This is a genomic window from Streptomyces yunnanensis (assembly GCF_029011865.1).
Lineage (GTDB): Bacteria > Actinomycetota > Actinomycetes > Streptomycetales > Streptomycetaceae > Streptomyces > Streptomyces yunnanensis.
Genome location: NZ_CP095749.1, coordinates 7,196,659 through 7,214,589 on the forward strand (window position 1 = coordinate 7,196,659; position 17,931 = coordinate 7,214,589).

13 protein-coding genes and 1 pseudogene are annotated in these 17,931 nt (G+C 70.1%); 7 read left to right on the forward strand and 7 right to left on the reverse strand.

Features of this window, described 5'->3' with window-relative positions; translation table 11 throughout:
- Positions 1–81: 81 nt before the first annotated feature.
- The gene (locus tag MOV08_RS31395) at positions 82–1,296 is read left to right on the forward strand and encodes a beta-1,3-glucanase family protein (protein ID WP_275309727.1); all 1,215 of its coding nucleotides are present in this window, start codon (positions 82–84) and stop codon (positions 1,294–1,296) included.
- 119 nt (positions 1,297–1,415) lie between these two features.
- Here MOV08_RS31395 and MOV08_RS31400 read toward each other — a convergent pair whose 3' ends face one another.
- From MOV08_RS31400 to MOV08_RS31425, 7 genes and pseudogenes are all read right to left on the reverse strand, one after another.
- Positions 1,416–1,769, reverse strand: coding sequence for a helix-turn-helix domain-containing protein (locus tag MOV08_RS31400; protein ID WP_275306792.1), 354 nt, complete (start codon positions 1,767–1,769; stop codon positions 1,416–1,418).
- Entirely contained in the window at positions 1,766–2,644 is an 879-nt protein-coding gene (locus MOV08_RS31405; protein WP_275306793.1) for a helix-turn-helix domain-containing protein, read from the reverse strand. Before MOV08_RS31405 ends, MOV08_RS31400 begins: the two co-directional genes overlap by 4 nt.
- 273 nt (positions 2,645–2,917) lie before the next feature.
- Positions 2,918–3,346 (reverse strand): annotated as a pseudogene (locus MOV08_RS44220) (TniQ family protein); the annotation flags it as partial.
- Positions 3,277–4,422 (reverse strand): AAA family ATPase, encoded by a 1,146-nt coding sequence (locus tag MOV08_RS31410; protein WP_275306794.1) that lies wholly within the window; start codon positions 4,420–4,422, stop codon positions 3,277–3,279. The pseudogene MOV08_RS44220 and the gene MOV08_RS31410, both read right to left, overlap by 70 nt.
- Entirely contained in the window at positions 4,415–6,559 is a 2,145-nt protein-coding gene (locus tag MOV08_RS31415; protein WP_275309728.1) for a Mu transposase C-terminal domain-containing protein, read from the reverse strand. Before MOV08_RS31415 ends, MOV08_RS31410 begins: the two co-directional genes overlap by 8 nt.
- Positions 6,556–7,254, reverse strand: coding sequence for a TnsA-like heteromeric transposase endonuclease subunit (locus tag MOV08_RS31420; RefSeq protein ID WP_275306796.1), 699 nt, complete (start codon positions 7,252–7,254; stop codon positions 6,556–6,558). The genes MOV08_RS31415 and MOV08_RS31420 overlap by 4 nt, the downstream gene beginning before the upstream one ends.
- A 250-nt stretch (positions 7,255–7,504) precedes the next feature.
- Positions 7,505–9,310: a glycoside hydrolase family 15 protein gene (locus MOV08_RS31425; RefSeq protein WP_275311946.1), complete on the reverse strand. Its 1,806-nt coding sequence runs from the start codon at positions 9,308–9,310 to the stop codon at positions 7,505–7,507.
- Between the two features lie 454 nt (positions 9,311–9,764).
- Between MOV08_RS31425 and MOV08_RS31430 the strand changes: the two genes are divergently transcribed.
- From MOV08_RS31430 to MOV08_RS31455, 6 genes are all read left to right on the forward strand, one after another.
- Positions 9,765–11,453: a CTP synthase gene (locus tag MOV08_RS31430; protein WP_275309729.1), complete on the forward strand. Its 1,689-nt coding sequence runs from the start codon at positions 9,765–9,767 to the stop codon at positions 11,451–11,453.
- A 98-nt stretch (positions 11,454–11,551) separates the two neighbouring features.
- A complete protein-coding gene (locus MOV08_RS31435) occupies positions 11,552–12,178 on the forward strand; it encodes an NUDIX domain-containing protein (protein WP_275309730.1) in 627 nt (208 codons plus the stop codon).
- Positions 12,179–12,349: 171 nt separating this feature from the next.
- Positions 12,350–14,461, forward strand: a complete 2,112-nt coding sequence (locus MOV08_RS31440) for a tetratricopeptide repeat protein (protein ID WP_275309731.1) — start codon at positions 12,350–12,352, stop codon at positions 14,459–14,461.
- Between the two features lie 167 nt (positions 14,462–14,628).
- On the forward strand, positions 14,629–15,744 hold the full coding sequence (gene ald / locus MOV08_RS31445) for an alanine dehydrogenase (protein WP_073445446.1): 1,116 nt from the start codon (positions 14,629–14,631) through the stop codon (positions 15,742–15,744).
- Positions 15,745–16,234: 490 nt separating this feature from the next.
- Positions 16,235–17,251 carry a ParA family protein gene (locus MOV08_RS31450; protein ID WP_275309732.1) on the forward strand — a complete coding sequence of 339 codons (1,017 nt, stop codon included), beginning with the start codon at positions 16,235–16,237 and terminating at the stop codon, positions 17,249–17,251.
- The gene (locus MOV08_RS31455) at positions 17,248–17,874 is read left to right on the forward strand and encodes a hypothetical protein (protein ID WP_275311948.1); all 627 of its coding nucleotides are present in this window, start codon (positions 17,248–17,250) and stop codon (positions 17,872–17,874) included. The genes MOV08_RS31450 and MOV08_RS31455 overlap by 4 nt, the downstream gene beginning before the upstream one ends.
- Positions 17,875–17,931 lie beyond the last annotated feature (57 nt).

Sequence of the window (17,931 nt, forward strand, 5' to 3'; positions counted from 1 at the left end):
GACGAGATCGGCGGCAACTGGGCAGGGTGCCCGCACGTCCCACCGAGAGCGCTCACCCCACCCCCCACAAGGAGCCGCCTCATGATCACCCGTCGCACCCTGCTCGGCGGACTCACCGCCGGCGCCGCCACCGCCGTCCTCGCCGGCCGCGCCGCCGGCGCCCCCGCCCGCCCCGCCGCGGCGCCCCTCCCGCTGCACGTCGTCAACAACTCCGGCGCCTACGCCAACGGCTCCGTCTGGATCTACCTCCTCGGCAACGACGGCACCCAGCAGATCCGGGTCACCCCGGACGGCCGCCCCGCCCCCGTCGCCCTGGCCGACAACGGCCCGGACGGCTACACCGACTACGCGATACCGCTCGCCGCCAACGGCCCCACCACCCTCGCGCTGCCCCCGATGTCCGGCCGGATCTACGTCAGCCTGGGGGCCAAGCTCAAGATCAAGGCGGTCGCCGACGGCAACGGCCGGCCCGCGCTGGCCTACCCGGCGGGCTGGGTCGCCTCCGACCCCAACTACGACGTCCTGCACGACTGCGCCGAGTTCACCCACACCCCCGACGGGATGTACTGCAACACCACCATGGTCGACATGTTCAGCGTCCCGCTCGCCCTGCGGCTCACCGGCGCCGCCGACCAGACCACCGGCACGCTCAAGGACGGCGCCCGGGCCCGGATCTTCGCCGACGTCAAGGCCGCCGCGGGCTTCGACCGCCTGGTCGTCGGCGACCGGCGGGTGATCGCCCCCGGCCACGGCCTGGACAGCGTCCTGTTCGCCGCCGACTACTTCGCCCCCGCCATCGACGCCGCCTGGTCCGCGTACGCCGCCAAGGACCTGACCGTCACCACCACCGCCGGCGCCTTCACCGGCCGGACCGACGGGGGCCGGCTCACCTTCACCGGCCCCCGAGGCCCCAAGGGCCGGGGTGGGGGTGCCCCCGTCGGCAGATGGGGGAGCGCCCCCGTCGGCACGGTCGCCTTCGACAAACCGTCCACCCGCGACGTCCTCTTCTGCGACGGCGCCCTGGCCGCCCCCAACGACGGCACCCGAGGCCCGGTGGCCGCCGTCCTCGGCGCCGCCCTCAACCGCGCCACCCTGGCGACCCACGCCGCCCAGCCCGTCACCGACCCGGCCGCCTTCTACCAGCAGCCGCTCGCCAACCACTACGCCCGCGCCATGCACGCCGCGACGTCGGACGGCAAGGCGTACGGCTTCGCCTTCGACGACGTCGCCGGCTTCGCCTCCTACATCGAGGACCACGCCCCCAAGGAGCTGACCCTCACCCTGACGCCGTTCTGACCGACGGAAAGCCACCCACGGAAAGCCACCCGCGGAATGCCGGCATCCGACGGCAGCGAAGGCCGCCGGGAGGTTGGCGCCCCGAAGGGGCGTGTAGGTTTCACTGATCTGACCCATCGTTAGGTCTCCTGACCTGGGATTTCATAGAGCGGTCCTGCCGTTGTGTCGGTGGTTTCGTCCCGCGGTGCTGTCGTTTTCCTCGGCGCCGCGGGACGTCGGGTGATCGTGGAAGCGGCTTGATGCGCCGCGGTGGTGAGTGAGTAGAACGTTCGTCGGCGTGCGGAGCCTGGCCGTTCGGCACGGGTTTCGAGGCGGCTTGTGAGCCAGCCGGCTGCTTCCAGGCGCTTGACCTGCTTATAGACGGTGGTGAACGGAATGCCGGTGGCGGTGTGGATCTGGGCTGAGGAGGTTTCCTGGTCGCTTTGTGTCAGCAGGTGGTCGAGGAGAGGGTGCAGGGACGAGGGGATGTTCAAGCGCTGAGGGGCGGTGCGTGCGGGTGCAGAACCGTGAGGGCGGCGCGTTCGCCGTCGACGACTGCTGTCGCGAAGTCGACCGCGTCGGGAGCTGGTAGTGGATCTAGGCGAGATCCGAGTGCGTCTTGCATGAGCGCCCGGACCTGGCTGTTGTCGAGGTCTTGAAGGAGCGCCGTGCCTCGGGCGGTGGGCCGCTGAGGCGAGTGGCGGACAGACCGGTGGAACAGCTGGGTGCCGATGTCCTGCTCCAGTTGGTGGAACTGGCTGGCCAGCGCGCTCGGCATGACGTCGAGGTGCTGGGCTGCGGCCGTGAGGGTGGGGAAGACCATGTTGATCTGGAACCTGCGGAGGCGGAGCCAGCCGTGCAGGGTTCCTTCGACCGCTGCTCGGATGTCGGCAGGCACCGATTCGTCCAGCTTCGCGTTGAGCGCCGTCAGGCTGCGTGCGCTGAACGGGCGCCGGGGGATGCCGAGTGCCTCAAGGTGGCGGATGACGACGTTGCCGTTGGTGCCGATCTCTTGGGCGATGTCGTCGATGCCTCGGGCCCGGTCGAGGTACTGCTCGCGGAGCCATTCCTCGTTGTCGATGGTGCGAGGACGGTTTCCGCGGAAGATGGTGACGCCGAGTTCCCTGGTGTGCTGGATGACGTGCTTGATCGGGAGCCCGTGGCTCTTGGCGATCGCGTGGAGAGGTGTCTGGCCTTCCACGTATTCGCGATTCAGGAAGTCGGGGGTCAGGATGGTGCGTCGTCGCTCCTGTAGTCGCCAGATTCCGAGTCCAGTGTTGAGGTCAGTGACGTCGGTGAGCGTGTTCTGCCAGGCATCTCGGGCAGCGTCGTTCAGGGAGAGCAGGTCGGTAGCGGTCAGTGACTCCATCAACGGTGATAGGCACTTGTCGACTTTTGAGAAGGTTCGGTCGGGGTCCATCCGTTGGTGGACGGGGAGAGAGTCGAGCTGATCCTGGGCCTGCAGCAGAGGGTGCCCGTGGGGGAGGGCGAGGGCAGGGAGTTCGCCGAGGTCGGCTCCGCAGACTGTCCTGAGGCCGGTGCGGCGCATGCAGCGCCCGGGCGGGTGCAGGTGAACGGACCTGGGCAGGAACCCGCGAGGTTCGGCGTGGCAGCTGGGGCAGTGTCTGTGCAGGAGCACCTGGTGCTTGGTGCAGGCGAAGGTCCAGGGTAGCCACCAACGCGTCGGGAAGCGCCCTTGTCCCTCGTTGAGGCATTGCGGACAGAATCGCCAGTGGGGCGCTCGGCGCCCGAAGAGAGCGGGCGGGACGGCAGACTGCTCAAGCACTCTAACGCGCAGGTTCAGCTGTTTCTTCAGCCGTTGAAACATCTCCGGAGGCAGCCCCGTCAAGAGGTAGTGAGTACGTTCCTCCGTCGGCAGTCCGAGAGCGTCCAGCAGTGCGGACAGCGATGTCCAGGAGCGGCGGGCGAGGGCCTCGAGCCAGCTGTCCAGGCTCTCGCCGGGCTGCGGGAGGACGCGGATCGCCAGAGTTCGGGGTTCGCTCACGACACCTTCTTCTGCTTCTGCCCGGGCCGACTGACGAGCCGGCCGGCCTCGAGGGCGTCCTGCCATTCCTGGCGGGCCCGTTCGGACGCGGCGTCGTTCTTCACCTGGTCCAGTAGTTTCGTGTCCAGACGCTCGACGCCGGTGCGTACGGCTCTTTGACAGCCGCGGTTGACCAGCGTCATGAGGGAGCCGATATGCCCGGTGCTGCGGGCGAAGAGATAGTCGGACAGTTCGTCCGCGATCATGCCGGGGTGCTTGTGCGCAAGGACGACGCGTTTCTCGATTGCGAGGAGGATGTCGCGCCAATCGCGGCGCCCCTTCTCGGTCTTGATGTCGAACGCTTCCAGGCCCAGTCGCGTCGTGCGGCGTCCGGTCTGGGCGAGGACCGCGTCTTCGTAGCTTGCTCCCTCGCTGAACAGACCCCGCTTCTCCAGGCCGACGCCGACCATCAGCAAGGTCACTGGGAACTCGTTGGCAATGTATTTGAAGTGGTTGCTGACCTCGATCCCGCTCTTGTTCCGCCACTTCAGGAAGTGCAGGTCGTCCACGATCAGCAGATTCGTCTGCGCGGACAAGACGGAATCGAGCGCGCGATAGCCGAATTCGGCAGTCGTGCCGCGGTGACGGCCTGGGTGCCCGTAGTACTCCAGGATGGCCCGGTTGAAATCGCGCATTCCGGTGTTGCTGGTCAGGCCGACGCGGCAGACCGGCCAGCGTTCATGGCCATCGTCGGTGTACTGGCCCTCTTCCTTGATGATGCGACGGTGGAGCTTGCGGGCGAAAGCGAGAACGGCCGTGGTCTTGCCCAGACCGGGAAAGGCGTCGAGAGCGATCCCGCCCTTGACCTTGTCACCGTCCTGGTCGTTGCTGTCGAAGATGTCCCAGAGGTCTTCGTGCAGGGCCTGCATCTGCGGGGTGTCCAGCGGGCCGAGGTTCGCATGCCACTTGCGGCGGGCGCGGTTGTACTCGGTCAGCGCCTCATCACACAGCTTCTTCAACTGCCGACGAGACAGCAGATCCGGACGGATCCGGCGCGGGGCATCGGCAAAGCGGCCGAAGCCCTCCTTCCGGGACAGCGTGAGGTGATCCAGGCGGGAACGCAGATCGGCTTCCTCGGCCAGGGCCCGGGGCGTTCTACTCATCGTCATCAACGTCCTTCAAAGCCGTGGCGTAGAAGTCGATTTCCTCGTCCAGCTCCTCCAGGTCGTCGGCGTCGTCATCCCCCAGTTCGGCCTCGTCGGACTCGGCAGCCGGAGGCGAGGGTTGTTCAGGAAGGGACAGCACCCGGGCGACCGACGGCAAGACGTTGACCTCGGAGGCTTCTTCCTCGGGCAGATCCACGGCGGCCTGTTCACGAGAGAGTCGCAGGGCCATGCGCCGTTCGACCAAGGAATTGCCGAGCCCGAGATTCCACCGCTCCAGCAGCAGCGCGACGGCGAGCCGGTCGTTGGGGTAGGTGTACTGCTTCGCGGCCAGGCGCCGGGCGAACTGCAACGCTTCCTCGCTCAACGGCATCTGGAGACTCGCCGCGTGTTCCCACTTCAGCGTGTGCCACTTGCGCTCCTCGTCGCGGAAGTAGATGCGGGTGACGTCATCGGGGTCGGCGAAGAACGGGAGCCGTCGCTTGGCCAGCTCGACGTCCGATCCGGCCATGTCCTTCAGGCCAGCAAGCCCCGGACCGTCGTAGCGGCGTCCCTTGATCTCGACGCCGTAGTGCTGGACGGTCCGCATCGTGACCTCCAGGAACTCGTAGGCGAGATCCGGATCACGCGGCACTTCGATGTAGCCGGCCCGGGCGAGGCCGTGCTCGAACATCGCGGCCGGTGACAGATCCACATTCGGCAGGTGCGGATCGACGAGACCGCTGTGCGGTCTGCGGTGATACACACACGCCACCCACTCGCGGATGATCGCCTCGAGTTCGTGCAGGAAGAAGAAGGCGTCCTTTTCAGGATTGAGCCCCCGTGAATGAATGTCGGGGCCCTTGTAGCCGGGCAGCACCTGCAGCAGGTCTTCCCGCACGGTCCTGAAGAATCTTTCGACCGGCCCCTTGTCCCGGCCCGTCCGTAGTCGGGCCGGCTGGATCGACATGCCCAACCGACGGCAGACGCTGGTCAGGTGGGCGGAGAGATAGATCTTGCCGTGGTCGACGATGACCGTCTCCGCCGCTAATGCAGGGCCGACGGCTCCCGTGACGGGACCATGGACTGCCTCGGCATCCACCAGGACACCGCGGGGGATCCCGTGATCGGGCCAGGCCGCTTCCTTCGGCCAGGACTCAGGGATGGGCCGGGGCCGGTAGGTCTGGAAGAGAACGGCAGCCGCGTCAACGGCCTTCGTCGACACCGGAGTGACACGGATGCCGGTGATGCAGCGGGTGTACCAGTCCATCGCGACCGTCAGCTCCGCCTGCACCCACTTCAAAGTCACCGGGTCGAAGGCGAAGACATCCAGTCGCGTGGTGTCCATCAGCACGTACTCGCCGGGCCGCGTGGGCCGCAGCTTCCCGTAGACACCGTCGGGACGATCCGCGATCTCCCGGTTGCGCTTTGTACTCAACCGGAACGTCGGATGACGCCGCTCGAGCTCGTGCATCCACCGATACCCCGCCGTCCGCTTCGGCAGCGGCACCGCGTCCGGCCCGAAACGCTCCTCCAGCCGGGCCTGCACCCGCTCCAACACGAGCTTCACGGAGGGCCGGGACTCTTCCTTGTACTCGCCCAGAACCTCTTCAGCCACCTCCACCCAGCGCGGATCGGCATGAGACAGCCCACCCTCCACCTGTGCCTTCTTCGGGGCGAGCCCCACCTCACCGCCCTCAAGGAATGCACGTGCCCACCGCTCCACCGACCGCACGGTCAGGCCCAGTTCGGCCGCCTTGGCCGCGTAGCGCTTCCCCAACGACAGGCCGGGAGCGTACTCAGGCCGTGGCTCACCCGGCCTTGCCAACTCCTCGCATCCCGAGCGGTAACCCGTCAGCATCTCCCGGACGTGCTCGGCCCGTTCAAGAACCTCTTTCCGTTCCTCCTTGGTCAGCCGACCCAGCACCACGGCAGCCAACTCAACGTCGTCGGCGGCCGGACCCCCGTCCTTGGGGATCACCTCAGCTCGATCCGAGGTCAGCAGTTCCCGTACCGACATCCGCGCCAGCCGGTCACGGGCGTCCTTGAGGATGACCTCCATACCCGTAGCCAGGCTCGCGAGCTCCACGACCTCGACCGTCTCGCCGTCGAGCCTGAAGCGCGTGCCGACACCAAGCCGTGTTCCCGCCCCGCTCATGCGGCCCTCCTCAACACGTGCCCCGAGCTGAGCGGCCGGTCCAGCTCCGTCGTCACGTGCCCAGACCACAGCAGGTGCAGCACCGCCGACTTCACCAGCGGCCGGGGACGATCGGGCAGCAGCCGGAAAGCCTCACGCAGCGACCGTCCCTCCAGCTCACAGGCCCGCAGGCCGTCCAAGAGGCCCGGATCGAACAACCAGTCCCTGCGGTAGCCGGCGAGGAAGCGGATGTTCTCCAGCTCATGAAGGTCCGGTTCACTCCAGACCTCGTAACGCCACCCGCGGGAGGCGACCGCCGCACGAGTCCACGCGAACGTGAACGCGACTTTGGGCCGCTCCAGCCGATGCCGCGGCTTGACATCCACGACCACCGGCCCGTCATCCGTCAACAGCAGATAGTCCGGGATGTGCCGCCGTAGCTTGCCCTCAACCTCTGCCTTGAGCAGGAAAGGCTGAGCGACGACATGCCGGACGTTCGGGGCGAAGTCCGCGAACAGCAGCCGTGCCAGTTCCAACCGCGACTCGTAGATCACATGGTCGCGTACCGTCGCCGCCCAGTACGTGCCCGAGTAGTGCTGCTGGCCCTTGTGCCAGCGGAACGTCCGCCACGGCTGTGCCTTCCGCAGGAGATCGAGTGGCACGGACGCCCACTCCAGATCCTCCACCACGGACTCGTCGGTCTTCCGGACACTCACCTGTAACGACGTAGCCAGATCTGTCGTGCTCATCGGACCCCAAACTCGCGTTCTCCAGGGCGGCTTGATCGACCGCCGAACGCCGTTGGCATGCCCCGGTCGTCTGCGTTGATGACGACCGGGACGCTCCGGTACACAAAGAGGGGAACTACTAGAGAAGGAGGCATGAATCCCGTCCGCATGTCGTATCCGACACAGCTACGACATTCCCGCGCGGAATCCGACGCGGGAAACGGGATCCCACAGGGCGTCAACCTCCGTACGCCCCGCTGGCGGTCAGCCGCAGCGCCGTGTCGATCAGCGGAACGTGGCTGAACGCCTGCGGGAAGTTCCCCACCTGGCGCTGGAGCCGGGAATCCCACTCCTCCGCGAGCAGCCCGAGGTCGTTGCGGAGCGAGAGCAGCTTCTCGAAGAGCCTGCGGGCCTCCTCCACCCGGCCGATCATCGCCAGGTCGTCGGCGAGCCAGAACGAGCAGGCCAGGAACGCCCCCTCGTCGCCTTCGAGGCCGTCCACGCCGAGCCCCTCGCCGGCCGTCGGGTAGCGCAGCACGAACCCGTCCTCGGTGGACAGCTCCCGCTGGATCGCCTCGATGGTGCCGATCACCCGCTTGTCGTCCGGCGGCAGGAACCCCACCTGCGGGATCAGCAGCAGCGACGCGTCCAGCTCCTCCGACCCGTAGGACTGGGTGAAGGTGTTCCGCTCCTTGTCGTACCCGTTCTCGCAGACGTCCCGGTGGATGGTCTCCCGCAGGTCCTTCCAGCGCTCCAGCGGCCCGTCGACGTCCCCGGACTCGATCAGCTTGACCGTGCGGTCGACCGCGACCCAGGTCATCACCTTGGAGTGGACGAAGTGCCGGCGCGGCCCGCGCACCTCCCAGATGCCCTCGTCCGGCTCGTCCCAGTGCTTCTCCACCCACGCGATCAACTTGATCTGGAGCAGCGAGGCGTAGTCGTTGCGGGCCAGCCCGGTCATGTGCGCCAGGTGCAGCGCCTCGGTGACCTCGCCGTAGACGTCCAGCTGGAGCTGGCCGGCGGCGCCGTTGCCGACCCGCACCGGGCGCGAATCCTCGTACCCGGGCAGCCACTTGAGCTCGGTCTCGCCCAGCTCCCGCTCACCGGCGATGCCGTACATGATCTGGAGGTTCTCCGGGTCGCCGGCCACCGCCCGCAGCAGCCACTCGCGCCACGCCCGGGCCTCCTCGCGGTAGCCGGTGCGCAGCAGCGACGACAGGGTGATCGCCGCGTCCCGCAGCCAGGTGAAGCGGTAGTCCCAGTTGCGGATCCCGCCGATGCACTCCGGCAGGGACGTCGTCGGGGCCGCCACGATCCCGCCGGTCGGCGCGTACGTCAGCGCCTTGAGCGTGATCAGCGAGCGCACCACCGCGTCCCGGTAGGGCCCGTGGTAGGTGCAGTGCTCGACCCACTCCCGCCAGAAGTCCTCGGTCGCCGCCAGCGACCCCTCCGGATCCGCCACGGCCGGCGGCTGCTTGTGCGAGGGCTCCCAGCTGAGCGTGAACGCGATCCGTTCCCCGGGCGCGACGGTGAAGTCGGAGTACGTCGTCAGATCCTTGCCGTACGTCTCCACGGACGTGTCCAGCCACACCGAATCGGGCCCGGCGACCGCCACCGTCCGGCCGTCCACCTTGTGGACCCACGGCACCACCCAGCCGTACGCGAACCGCATCCGCAGCTCCGAGCGCATCGGGACCCGGCCGCTGACACCCTCCACGATCCGGATCACCTGCGGCGCACCGTCCCGCGGCGGCATGAAGTCGATCACCCGGACGGTACCGCGCGGGGTGTCCCACTCGGATTCCAGAACGAGTGAATCCCCCCGGTAGCGCCGCCGGTCCGCGGCCCGGGGGGCGCCGTCCCCGCCGGCCGGGCCCATCTGCCAGAAGCCGTGCTCGTCGGTGCCCAGCAGCCCCGCGAAGACCGCCGGTGAGTCGAAACGCGGCAGACACAGCCAGTCGACCGTGCCGTCCCGGCACACGAGAGCGGCGGTCTGCATATCACCGATAAGTGCGTAGTCCTCGATGCGCCCGGCCACGTGCATCTCCCGTCGAACTGGAGTCACGCCCCCCATGGGACGTTGTGTGCTGTCCGTCCTGCCCATGAAACGTCGCCGAGCAGCGGGACCGGAAATCGGGCTGGGGGCACTCCCCCAGCTATCGCTGGGGGCACCCCCACCCAGCGGTGGCTGGGGCAGGGTGGTGCCTTCCCGGACGGCTCGTAGCGAGTGTCCGAGCAGGATACGACGCAGGGGAGTGCTGCGCGCGATGCTCACGTCGAGTGGGGGTGCTCCGAAAGAGTGGCCTGCGGAACGACCCCCTCCGGTGCGTGGCCGGACGCGACCATGCCCGGTCGCTGATAGCCTGGTACCCCGTGGACCGGTGGGCCCCAGCAGAAATGCGGCACCCCCGAACCGCAGCGAAGGCACCCCCTGAACCCCAGGGCCGGCGCCGCATCGCACCTCTCCACCTCGCGACCACGGGAGCCCCCTCTTGGCCATGCCGCCCACTGCCTTTCGTCATAACGCAGGCACGACGACCAAGCACCTCTTCGTCACCGGGGGCGTCGCCTCCTCGCTCGGCAAGGGGCTCACCGCCTCCAGCCTGGGTGCGCTCCTGAAGGCGCGCGGTCTGCGGGTCACGATGCAGAAGCTCGACCCCTACCTCAACGTCGACCCCGGGACGATGAACCCGTTCCAGCACGGTGAGGTCTTCGTCACCAACGACGGCGCCGAGACCGACCTGGACATCGGCCACTACGAGCGCTTCCTCGACGTCGACCTCGACGGCTCGGCCAACGTCACCACCGGCCAGGTCTACAACACCGTGATCGCCAAGGAGCGGCGCGGCGAGTACCTCGGTGACACCGTGCAGGTCATCCCGCACATCACCAACGAGATCAAGCACCGCATCCGGCGGATGGCGACCGAGGACGTCGACGTCGTGATCACCGAGGTCGGTGGCACCGTCGGCGACATCGAGTCGCTGCCGTTCCTGGAGACCGTCCGCCAGGTCCGCCACGAGGTCGGCCGGGACAACGTCTTCGTCGTGCACATCTCGCTGCTCCCCTACATCGGCCCGTCCGGCGAGCTGAAGACCAAGCCGACCCAGCACTCGGTCGCCGCGCTGCGCAACATCGGCATCCAGCCCGACGCGATCGTGCTGCGCGCCGACCGCGAGGTGCCCACCGCCATCAAGCGCAAGATCTCGCTGATGTGCGACGTCGACGAGGCCGCGGTGGTCGCCGCCATCGACGCCCCCTCGATCTACGACATCCCCAAGGTCCTGCACGCCGAGGGCCTGGACGCCTACGTCGTCCGCAAGCTGGACCTGCCGTTCCGCGACGTGGACTGGACCCAGTGGGCGGACCTGCTCGACCGCGTCCACAACCCCGACCACGAGGTCAAGATCGCGCTGGTCGGCAAGTACATCGACCTGCCCGACGCCTACCTCTCGGTCACCGAGGCGCTGCGCGCCGGCGGCTTCGCCAACAAGGCCCGCGTCAAGATCAAGTGGGTCACCTCCGACGACTGCAAGACCCCGGCCGGCGCCCGTGCGCAGCTCTCCGACTGCGACGCGGTCTGCGTCCCCGGCGGCTTCGGCGACCGTGGCGTGGACGGCAAGGTCGGCGCGATCACCTACGCCCGCGAGAACAAGCTCCCGCTGCTCGGCCTCTGCCTGGGCCTGCAGTGCGTGGTGATCGAGGCGGCCCGCAACCTCGCCGGCATCGAGGGTGCCAACTCCACCGAGTTCGACCCGGCCGCCACCCACCCGGTGATCTCCACGATGGCCGAGCAGATGGACATCGTCGCCGGTGAGGGCGACATGGGCGGCACCATGCGGCTGGGCATGTACCCGGCCAAGCTCGCCGAGGGCTCCATCGTCCGCGAGGTCTACGGCGGCGAGCCCTACGTCGAGGAGCGCCACCGCCACCGCTACGAGGTCAACAACGCCTACCGCGGCGAGCTGGAGAAGAAGGCCGGCCTGCTGTTCTCCGGCACCTCCCCGGACAACAAGCTGGTCGAGTACGTCGAGTACCCGCGCGAGGTCCACCCCTACCTGGTCGCCACCCAGGCGCACCCGGAGCTGCGGTCCCGCCCGACCCGTCCGCACCCGCTCTTCGCCGGCCTGGTGAAGGCGGCCGTCGAGCGGCAGGAGGCGGCCCGGAAGCCGGGCGCCAAGAAGTAGGCGCCGACACGCCGGATACGGTTGCCGGGGTACGGCCTCACCTCGTGGGGCGGTACCCCGGTTTCCGTTGTGGCACAGGCACCTACAGGAGGACGCGCATGGCGATCAAGGACACCCCGGAGGAATGGACGGTCACCGGGACCACCACGCCGTTCACCGGGGCGAAGACGAGCGTGCGCACCGACCGTGTCGTGATGCCGGACGGTTCCACCGCCACCCGCGACTACCAGGTCCACCCCGGCTCGGTGGCGGTCCTCGCCCTCGACGACGCCGGCCAGGTGCTGGTGCTGCGCCAGTACCGCCACCCGGTGCGGCAGAAGCTGTGGGAGATCCCCGCCGGCCTGCTCGACGTCCCCGGGGAGAACCCGCTGCACGCCGCACAGCGCGAGCTGTACGAGGAGGCGCACGTCGAGGCCGCGGACTGGCGGGTGCTGACCGACGTCTACACCACCCCGGGCGGCTGCGACGAGGCGGTGCGGATCTTCCTCGCCCGCGGGCTGTCCGAGGCCGCGGGCGAGCGCTTCGAGGTCTCCGAGGAGGAGGCCGACATGGAGCTGGCGCGGGTGTCGGTCGACGAGCTGGTCCGCGGGGTGCTCGCCGGCGAGCTGCACAACAACTGCCTGGTCGTGGGGGTGCTGGCACTCACCGCGGCGCGCGCCGGCGACGGCCTGGACGCCCTCCGGCCGGCCGACGCGCCCTGGCCGGCCCGTCCCTTCGCGGCCTGACCCGGCCCGGGGCCCCTCCCGTCTCCCGGTCGGATGATCGGCCGATCCGATCGAGTGACTCAACGGCCCTGCTCCGCACGGTGCGTGACGGATCGTGAACTACGCTCGACAGGGTTCCCGTACGCGCCCGCGACGGGAACCCAAGCGCGCGGGCGGACGGGAGCGTGACCGGTGACGGACCAGGCGGTGGACGGGGGGCACCGTGCGCCGGATGCGGCGCGCGGGCCCGGCGCGGCGGCCCGCGAACGGCGGGCGACGCTGCCCCGCCAGGACGCTGCCGCCGCCCGCTCCGGCCTCCCGGGATTCGCCGGCCGCCGTCATGAACTCAAGGCGCTGCGCGCCGACATCGGGCGGGCCGGCCTGGACACCCTCACCGGTCGCCGGGGCGCCCGCAGCCGCGTCCTGCTGATCGCCGGCCGCCCCGGCTCCGGCCGCACCACCCTGGCCGAGGCGCTGCTGCGGGAGATCGCCGACGGGTACCCGGACGGGGTGCTGCGCGCCGTCCTGACCGGCCGGGACGCCGCCCCGACGGGCCTCGCCCGGACCGCCCGCGACCTGCTCGCCGCGCTGGGCGCCGACGCCCCGCCGGGCGCCGACGAGGACGAACTGGCCGAGGCGGTGCGCACGGCGCTGGCCGGGCGCCGGACGGTGCTCCTGCTGGACGACGCGCCGGGCGCCGAGCACGTCGAACCGCTGATCCCGGACGCCCCGGACTGCCTGGTCGTGGTGGTCTCGCAGGGCCCGTTGACCGGCATCCCGGACGTCCGGCCGTGCGCCCTGGGCGGGTTGGACACCGCGGCCGCCGTCGAGGTGCTGTGTCACTACGCGGGGCCGACCCGCATCACCGTCGATCCGCGGACCGCGGAGGCCGTCGCCGAGGAGTGCGGCGGCCAGCCCGCGGCGCTGATACTGGCGGGCGCCTGGCTCGCCGCCCGCCCCAAGCTCTCCGTCGCCGACCTGCGCCAGGCGCTGCTCGCCGTCCCGCTGCCGCCGGACCTGCCGGCCGGCGACCGCCCCCTGCACCGCGCCTTCCGCCTCACCTACGACGCGCTGCCCCAACCCGCCGCCCGGATACTGCGCCTGGCCACGCTCGCGCCGGACGGCCTGGTGGATCCGCACACCGCCGCCGCGCTGGGCGGCTGCACGGTCCCGGCCGCCGCCGCGGTGCTGCACGACTTCGCCGCGCTCGGCCTGGTGCGGCCGGTCCCCGAGGACGACGGCCCGCACGTCCCGCCCGCCGACGCCGCGATCGGTCCCCGCTACCGGCTCCCCGGCTGCCTCGTGCCGCTCTCCCGGGAACTGATCCACGGGCACGAGCGGCCGGCCGACGTGCAGTTGGCCCGGGCCCGGATGCTGGAGCGCACGGTGCGACTGGTCCAGTCCTGCCGGGCGGCCGCCGAACCGTCCGGTTCGCCCGCCCGCCGCAGGGCCGGGGAGCTGCCCCGCTCGCTGCGCTTCGCCACCAGGGCCGCCGCCGCGCACTGGCTGCACACCCGCCGCGGCGCCCTGCTGGACGCGGCCCGGATGGCCGTCGCGGACGGCCAACTCGACACGCTGGACCGGCGGTTGATCGCCACGCTGACCCGCGCCCTGCTCGCCCACTACGGCCCCGAGGCCGCCGCGCCCGACCTCTACACCCTGCATGCGCTGCTCCTTGAGGTCGCCGAGCGGCGCGCCCTGCCGCGCGAGCGGGCCGCCGCCCTGCTCAACCTCGGCGACCTGGACGCCGGGGCCGGCCGGCGGGAGCAGGCGCTCACCCGCTACCGGGGGGCCCTGGAGTCGGCCCGCGCGGTCAAGGACCCCCTGGCCACCGGTCGGGCACTGGAGTCGCTGGGCGACACCTACGCCGAGTTGGGCGACTGGGTCCGGGCCGCGGACTGGTACGGGCGGGCGCTGGAGCTCCGGCTGGCCCGGGGCGAGCGGGCCGACGCGGCCCGGCTGCACGCCCGGATCGGTGCCGCGCACGGCCGCGCCGGCCGCCACGAGCAGGCGCTGAAGGACTGCCGGGCGGCCGCCCGGACCTCCCGCAGGCTCGGCGACGCCGCAGGTCAGGCGCGTGCGGCGGAGGTGGCGGCGGACGTCCACGAGCACGTCGGGCAGCTCGACGGGGCGCTGCGCAGCCTGCTGGAGGCCCTCGATTTCGCCCGCGCGGCGGCCGACGGGGCGCTGGAGGTGCGCCTCCAGCTACGGATTGCGGAGATCCTCGACCGGCTCGGCGACCCAGCAGCGGCACGGCTGCATCGGGCGGCGGGGGAGCGGCGACGGGAGGAGCACCCCGAGTGACCTACGAAATCGGTAGTGGCCTTCCGGAAAATTATGTCTTTGCAAGGCTAGACAACGTGACGTCCTTCAATAGACTGGTCGGGCCGCGTACGGCGCGGTCAGTTCCGTCATGCATCGCATGAGGGATAATTCCTTCTGCAAGCTCTCATTCAAGGACCGTGATCGACGTGAAGGTCGGCATCCCCCGCGAGGTCAAGAACAACGAGTTCCGCGTGGCCATCACGCCCGCCGGAGTCCACGAGCTCGTCCGCAACGGCCACCAGGTCGTCATTGAGAAGGACGCCGGTCTCGGCTCGTCCATCACGAACGAGGAGTACGTCGCCGCCGGCGCCACCATCCTCGACACCGCCGACGAGGTCTGGGGCACCGCCGACCTGCTGCTGAAGGTCAAGGAGCCGATCGCGGAGGAGTATCACCGCCTCCGCAAGGACCAGACCCTGTTCACCTACCTGCACCTGGCCGCGTCCAAGGAGTGCACGGACGCCCTGCTGGAGTCCGGTACCACCGCCATCGCCTACGAGACGGTCGAGACCGCCAACCGCGCGCTGCCGCTGCTGGCCCCGATGTCCGAGGTCGCGGGCCGGATCGCCCCGCAGGTCGGCGCCTACCACCTGATGCGCCAGGCCGGCGGCCGCGGCGTGCTGCCCGGTGGCGTCCCCGGCGTCCAGGCCGGCAAGGCCGTCGTCATCGGCGGTGGCGTCTCCGGTTGGAACGCGGTGCAGATCGCCGTGGGCCTCGGCTTCCACGTCACCCTGCTCGACAGGGACATCAACAAGCTGCGCGAGGCCGACAAGATCTTCGGCACCAAGGTGCAGACGATCGTCTCCAACGCCTTCGAGCTGGAGAAGGCCGTCGTCGAGGCCGACCTGGTCGTCGGTGCGGTCCTGATCCCGGGCGCCAAGGCCCCCAAGCTCGTCACCAACGAGCTGGTCGCCAAGATGAAGCCCGGTAGTGTCCTTGTCGACATCGCGATCGACCAGGGCGGCTGCTTCGAGGACTCCAAGCCGACCACGCACGCCGAGCCGACCTTCCAGGTCCACAACTCGGTCTTCTACTGCGTCGCCAACATGCCCGGCGCGGTGCCCAACACCTCCACCTACGCCCTCACCAACGCCACGATGCCCTACATCGTGGAGCTGGCGAACCGCGGCTGGGTCGAGGCGCTGCGCCGTGACCCCGCGCTGGCCAAGGGCCTGAACACCCACGACGGCAAGGTCGTCTACCCCGAGGTCGCCCAGGCCCACGGTCTGGAGTACGTGGAGCTGCGCACCCTCCTCGGCTAAGGGCGTCAACCGCACGCGTCAAGCGCCGCACGACCGGCCGGGCCCCCTCGACAGGGCCCGGCCGGTCGCATGTGCGACGCGCCCCGGGGGCGGCTCCCGGCGGCCAACTCTCAACTCGCCGTGAACGTAACCCTTTAACCTATTCGCGCACCCCCGAAACATGCGTCTTGTGCGCTGTGCACTCTTGACATCGGGGGCTTCCATTACCGACACATCGGGCCGGGTCCGGCGGATTGTGTTGCTGCGGACGCCCGACACGCCATAGAGTCGCCAACCGTCGGCATGGTGCCACGCTGACCTATCGATAAGTTTCCTGGTCACATCCAAGGAGGTAAGACGACTTGTGAATGAGTCGACATTTACTCCCGGAGGCGGTCGGCCAGGAGCGGTTGTACGGGGCCAGGGTCCCTCGGGGCGCGAGGCTGTCGGCTCCGTGGCGGTCCACCCCTTCGCAGCCCCCCAGAGCACTTCCACGACAGCCCACCAGAGTATGGACGGCCAACACGTGAACGCCATGGCCGGCGACCGGGGCAGTGGAGAGCCCACCCGTCTCGCCGACTACGACGACCTGCCCGAAGGGCACTTCTACGACCCGGACGCCGAGTACGAGCCGGACCCCGAATACGCGGCGACGCTCGCGCCGGACGCGGCGCGCCAGCGCCGTGAGCGGGTCGGCCCGACCGGACGCCCGCTGCCTTACTTCCCCATCCCGGGACCGCTGTCCGAACACGGCCCGGCGAAGATCATCGCGATGTGCAACCAGAAGGGCGGGGTCGGCAAGACCACCTCGACCATCAACCTGGGTGCCGCACTCGCCGAATACGGCCGCCGGGTGCTGCTAGTCGACTTCGACCCGCAGGGTGCCCTGTCCGTCGGACTCGGCGTCAACCCGATGGAACTGGACCTGACGGTCTACAACCTGCTCATGGAGCGGGGCATGTCGGCCGACGAGGTGCTGCTCAAGACCGCGGTCCCCAACATGGACCTGCTGCCCAGCAATATCGATTTGTCAGCGGCAGAGGTGCAGTTGGTCAGCGAGGTCGCCCGCGAGTCGACCCTCCAGCGGGCCCTGAAGCCCCTGCTGCCCGACTACGACTACATCGTCATCGACTGTCAGCCCTCGCTCGGCCTGCTGACCGTCAACGCCCTGACGGCCGCTCACAAGGTCATCGTGCCGCTGGAGTGCGAGTTCTTCGCGCTGCGCGGGGTCGCGCTGCTCACCGAGACGATCGAGAAGGTCCAGGAGCGGCTCAACCCCGACCTCCAGCTGGACGGCATCCTGGCGACGATGTACGACTCCCGGACGGTGCACAGTCGCGAGGTCCTGGCGCGCGTCGTCGAGGCGTTCGACGATCACGTCTACCACACCGTCATCGGCCGTACGGTCCGCTTCCCGGAGACCACCGTCGCCGGTGAGCCGATCACCACCTACGCCTCCAACTCCGTGGGGGCCGCGGCCTATCGCCAGCTCGCCAGGGAGGTGCTCGCCCGGTGTCACGCCGAGTGAGTCTGCCCGGAGCCGACGAACTGTTCCGCACCACCGGGGGAGTGGGCCTGCAGTCGTCCGCTCCCCGCCGTACGAACGGCGGTCCGGCCGGCGGCGAGGACGCCCGGGTGCCCGCCCCGGCCGGTGAGTCGGACCCATCGTCGGACGCGGCCGAGGACGCCCCCGGGGCGCGCCGGTCGCGGGCCGGGGCCGGCGCGGACGCCGATGCCCCGACGGCCGACGACGGTGCCCCGGGCGCGCCGCGTACGGCGTCGGCCGAGCACAGCGGCCGCGAGGCGGAGTCGGAGGCTTCCGCCGGGCACCGGACGACGGCCGGCCTCGCGGCCCGCGCCGAGCGGGAGGCCGCGGCGCCCGCGGTGCCGGCCGGGGCGTCGGGCCGCCGTCGGGGACGCGGCGCCAACCGCCGCCCCAGCGGCAGGGAACGGCACGACGAGAAGATCACCGTCTATGTCTCCGCCGAGGAGCTCATGGACCTCGAACACGCCCGTCTGGTGCTGCGCGGCGAGCACGGCCTGGCGGTCGACCGCGGCCGGATCGTCCGCGAGGCGGTGGCCGTGGTCCTCGCCGACCTGGAGTCGCGCGGGGACGCCAGCATCCTGGTCCGGCGGCTCCGCGGCCGCTAGGGCCCGCCCGACACGCCCTGGGAGCCAGCCTCCGGCGCGTGGCGGGATAGCCTGCCT

Coding starts and splice junctions, on each gene's coding strand:
- MOV08_RS31435 (WP_275309730.1), top strand. CDS start 11,552: ATGGCGATCAAGGACACCCCGGAGGAATGGACGGTCACCGGGACCACC.
- MOV08_RS31395 (WP_275309727.1), top strand. CDS start 82: ATGATCACCCGTCGCACCCTGCTCGGCGGACTCACCGCCGGCGCCGCC.
- MOV08_RS31415 (WP_275309728.1), bottom strand. CDS start 6,559: ATGAGCGGGGCGGGAACACGGCTTGGTGTCGGCACGCGCTTCAGGCTC.
- MOV08_RS31405 (WP_275306793.1), bottom strand. CDS start 2,644: ATGGAGTCACTGACCGCTACCGACCTGCTCTCCCTGAACGACGCTGCC.
- MOV08_RS31425 (WP_275311946.1), bottom strand. CDS start 9,310: ATGCACGTGGCCGGGCGCATCGAGGACTACGCACTTATCGGTGATATG.
- MOV08_RS31410 (WP_275306794.1), bottom strand. CDS start 4,422: ATGAGTAGAACGCCCCGGGCCCTGGCCGAGGAAGCCGATCTGCGTTCC.
- MOV08_RS31430 (WP_275309729.1), top strand. CDS start 9,765: ATGCCGCCCACTGCCTTTCGTCATAACGCAGGCACGACGACCAAGCAC.
- MOV08_RS31450 (WP_275309732.1), top strand. CDS start 16,235: ATGGACGGCCAACACGTGAACGCCATGGCCGGCGACCGGGGCAGTGGA.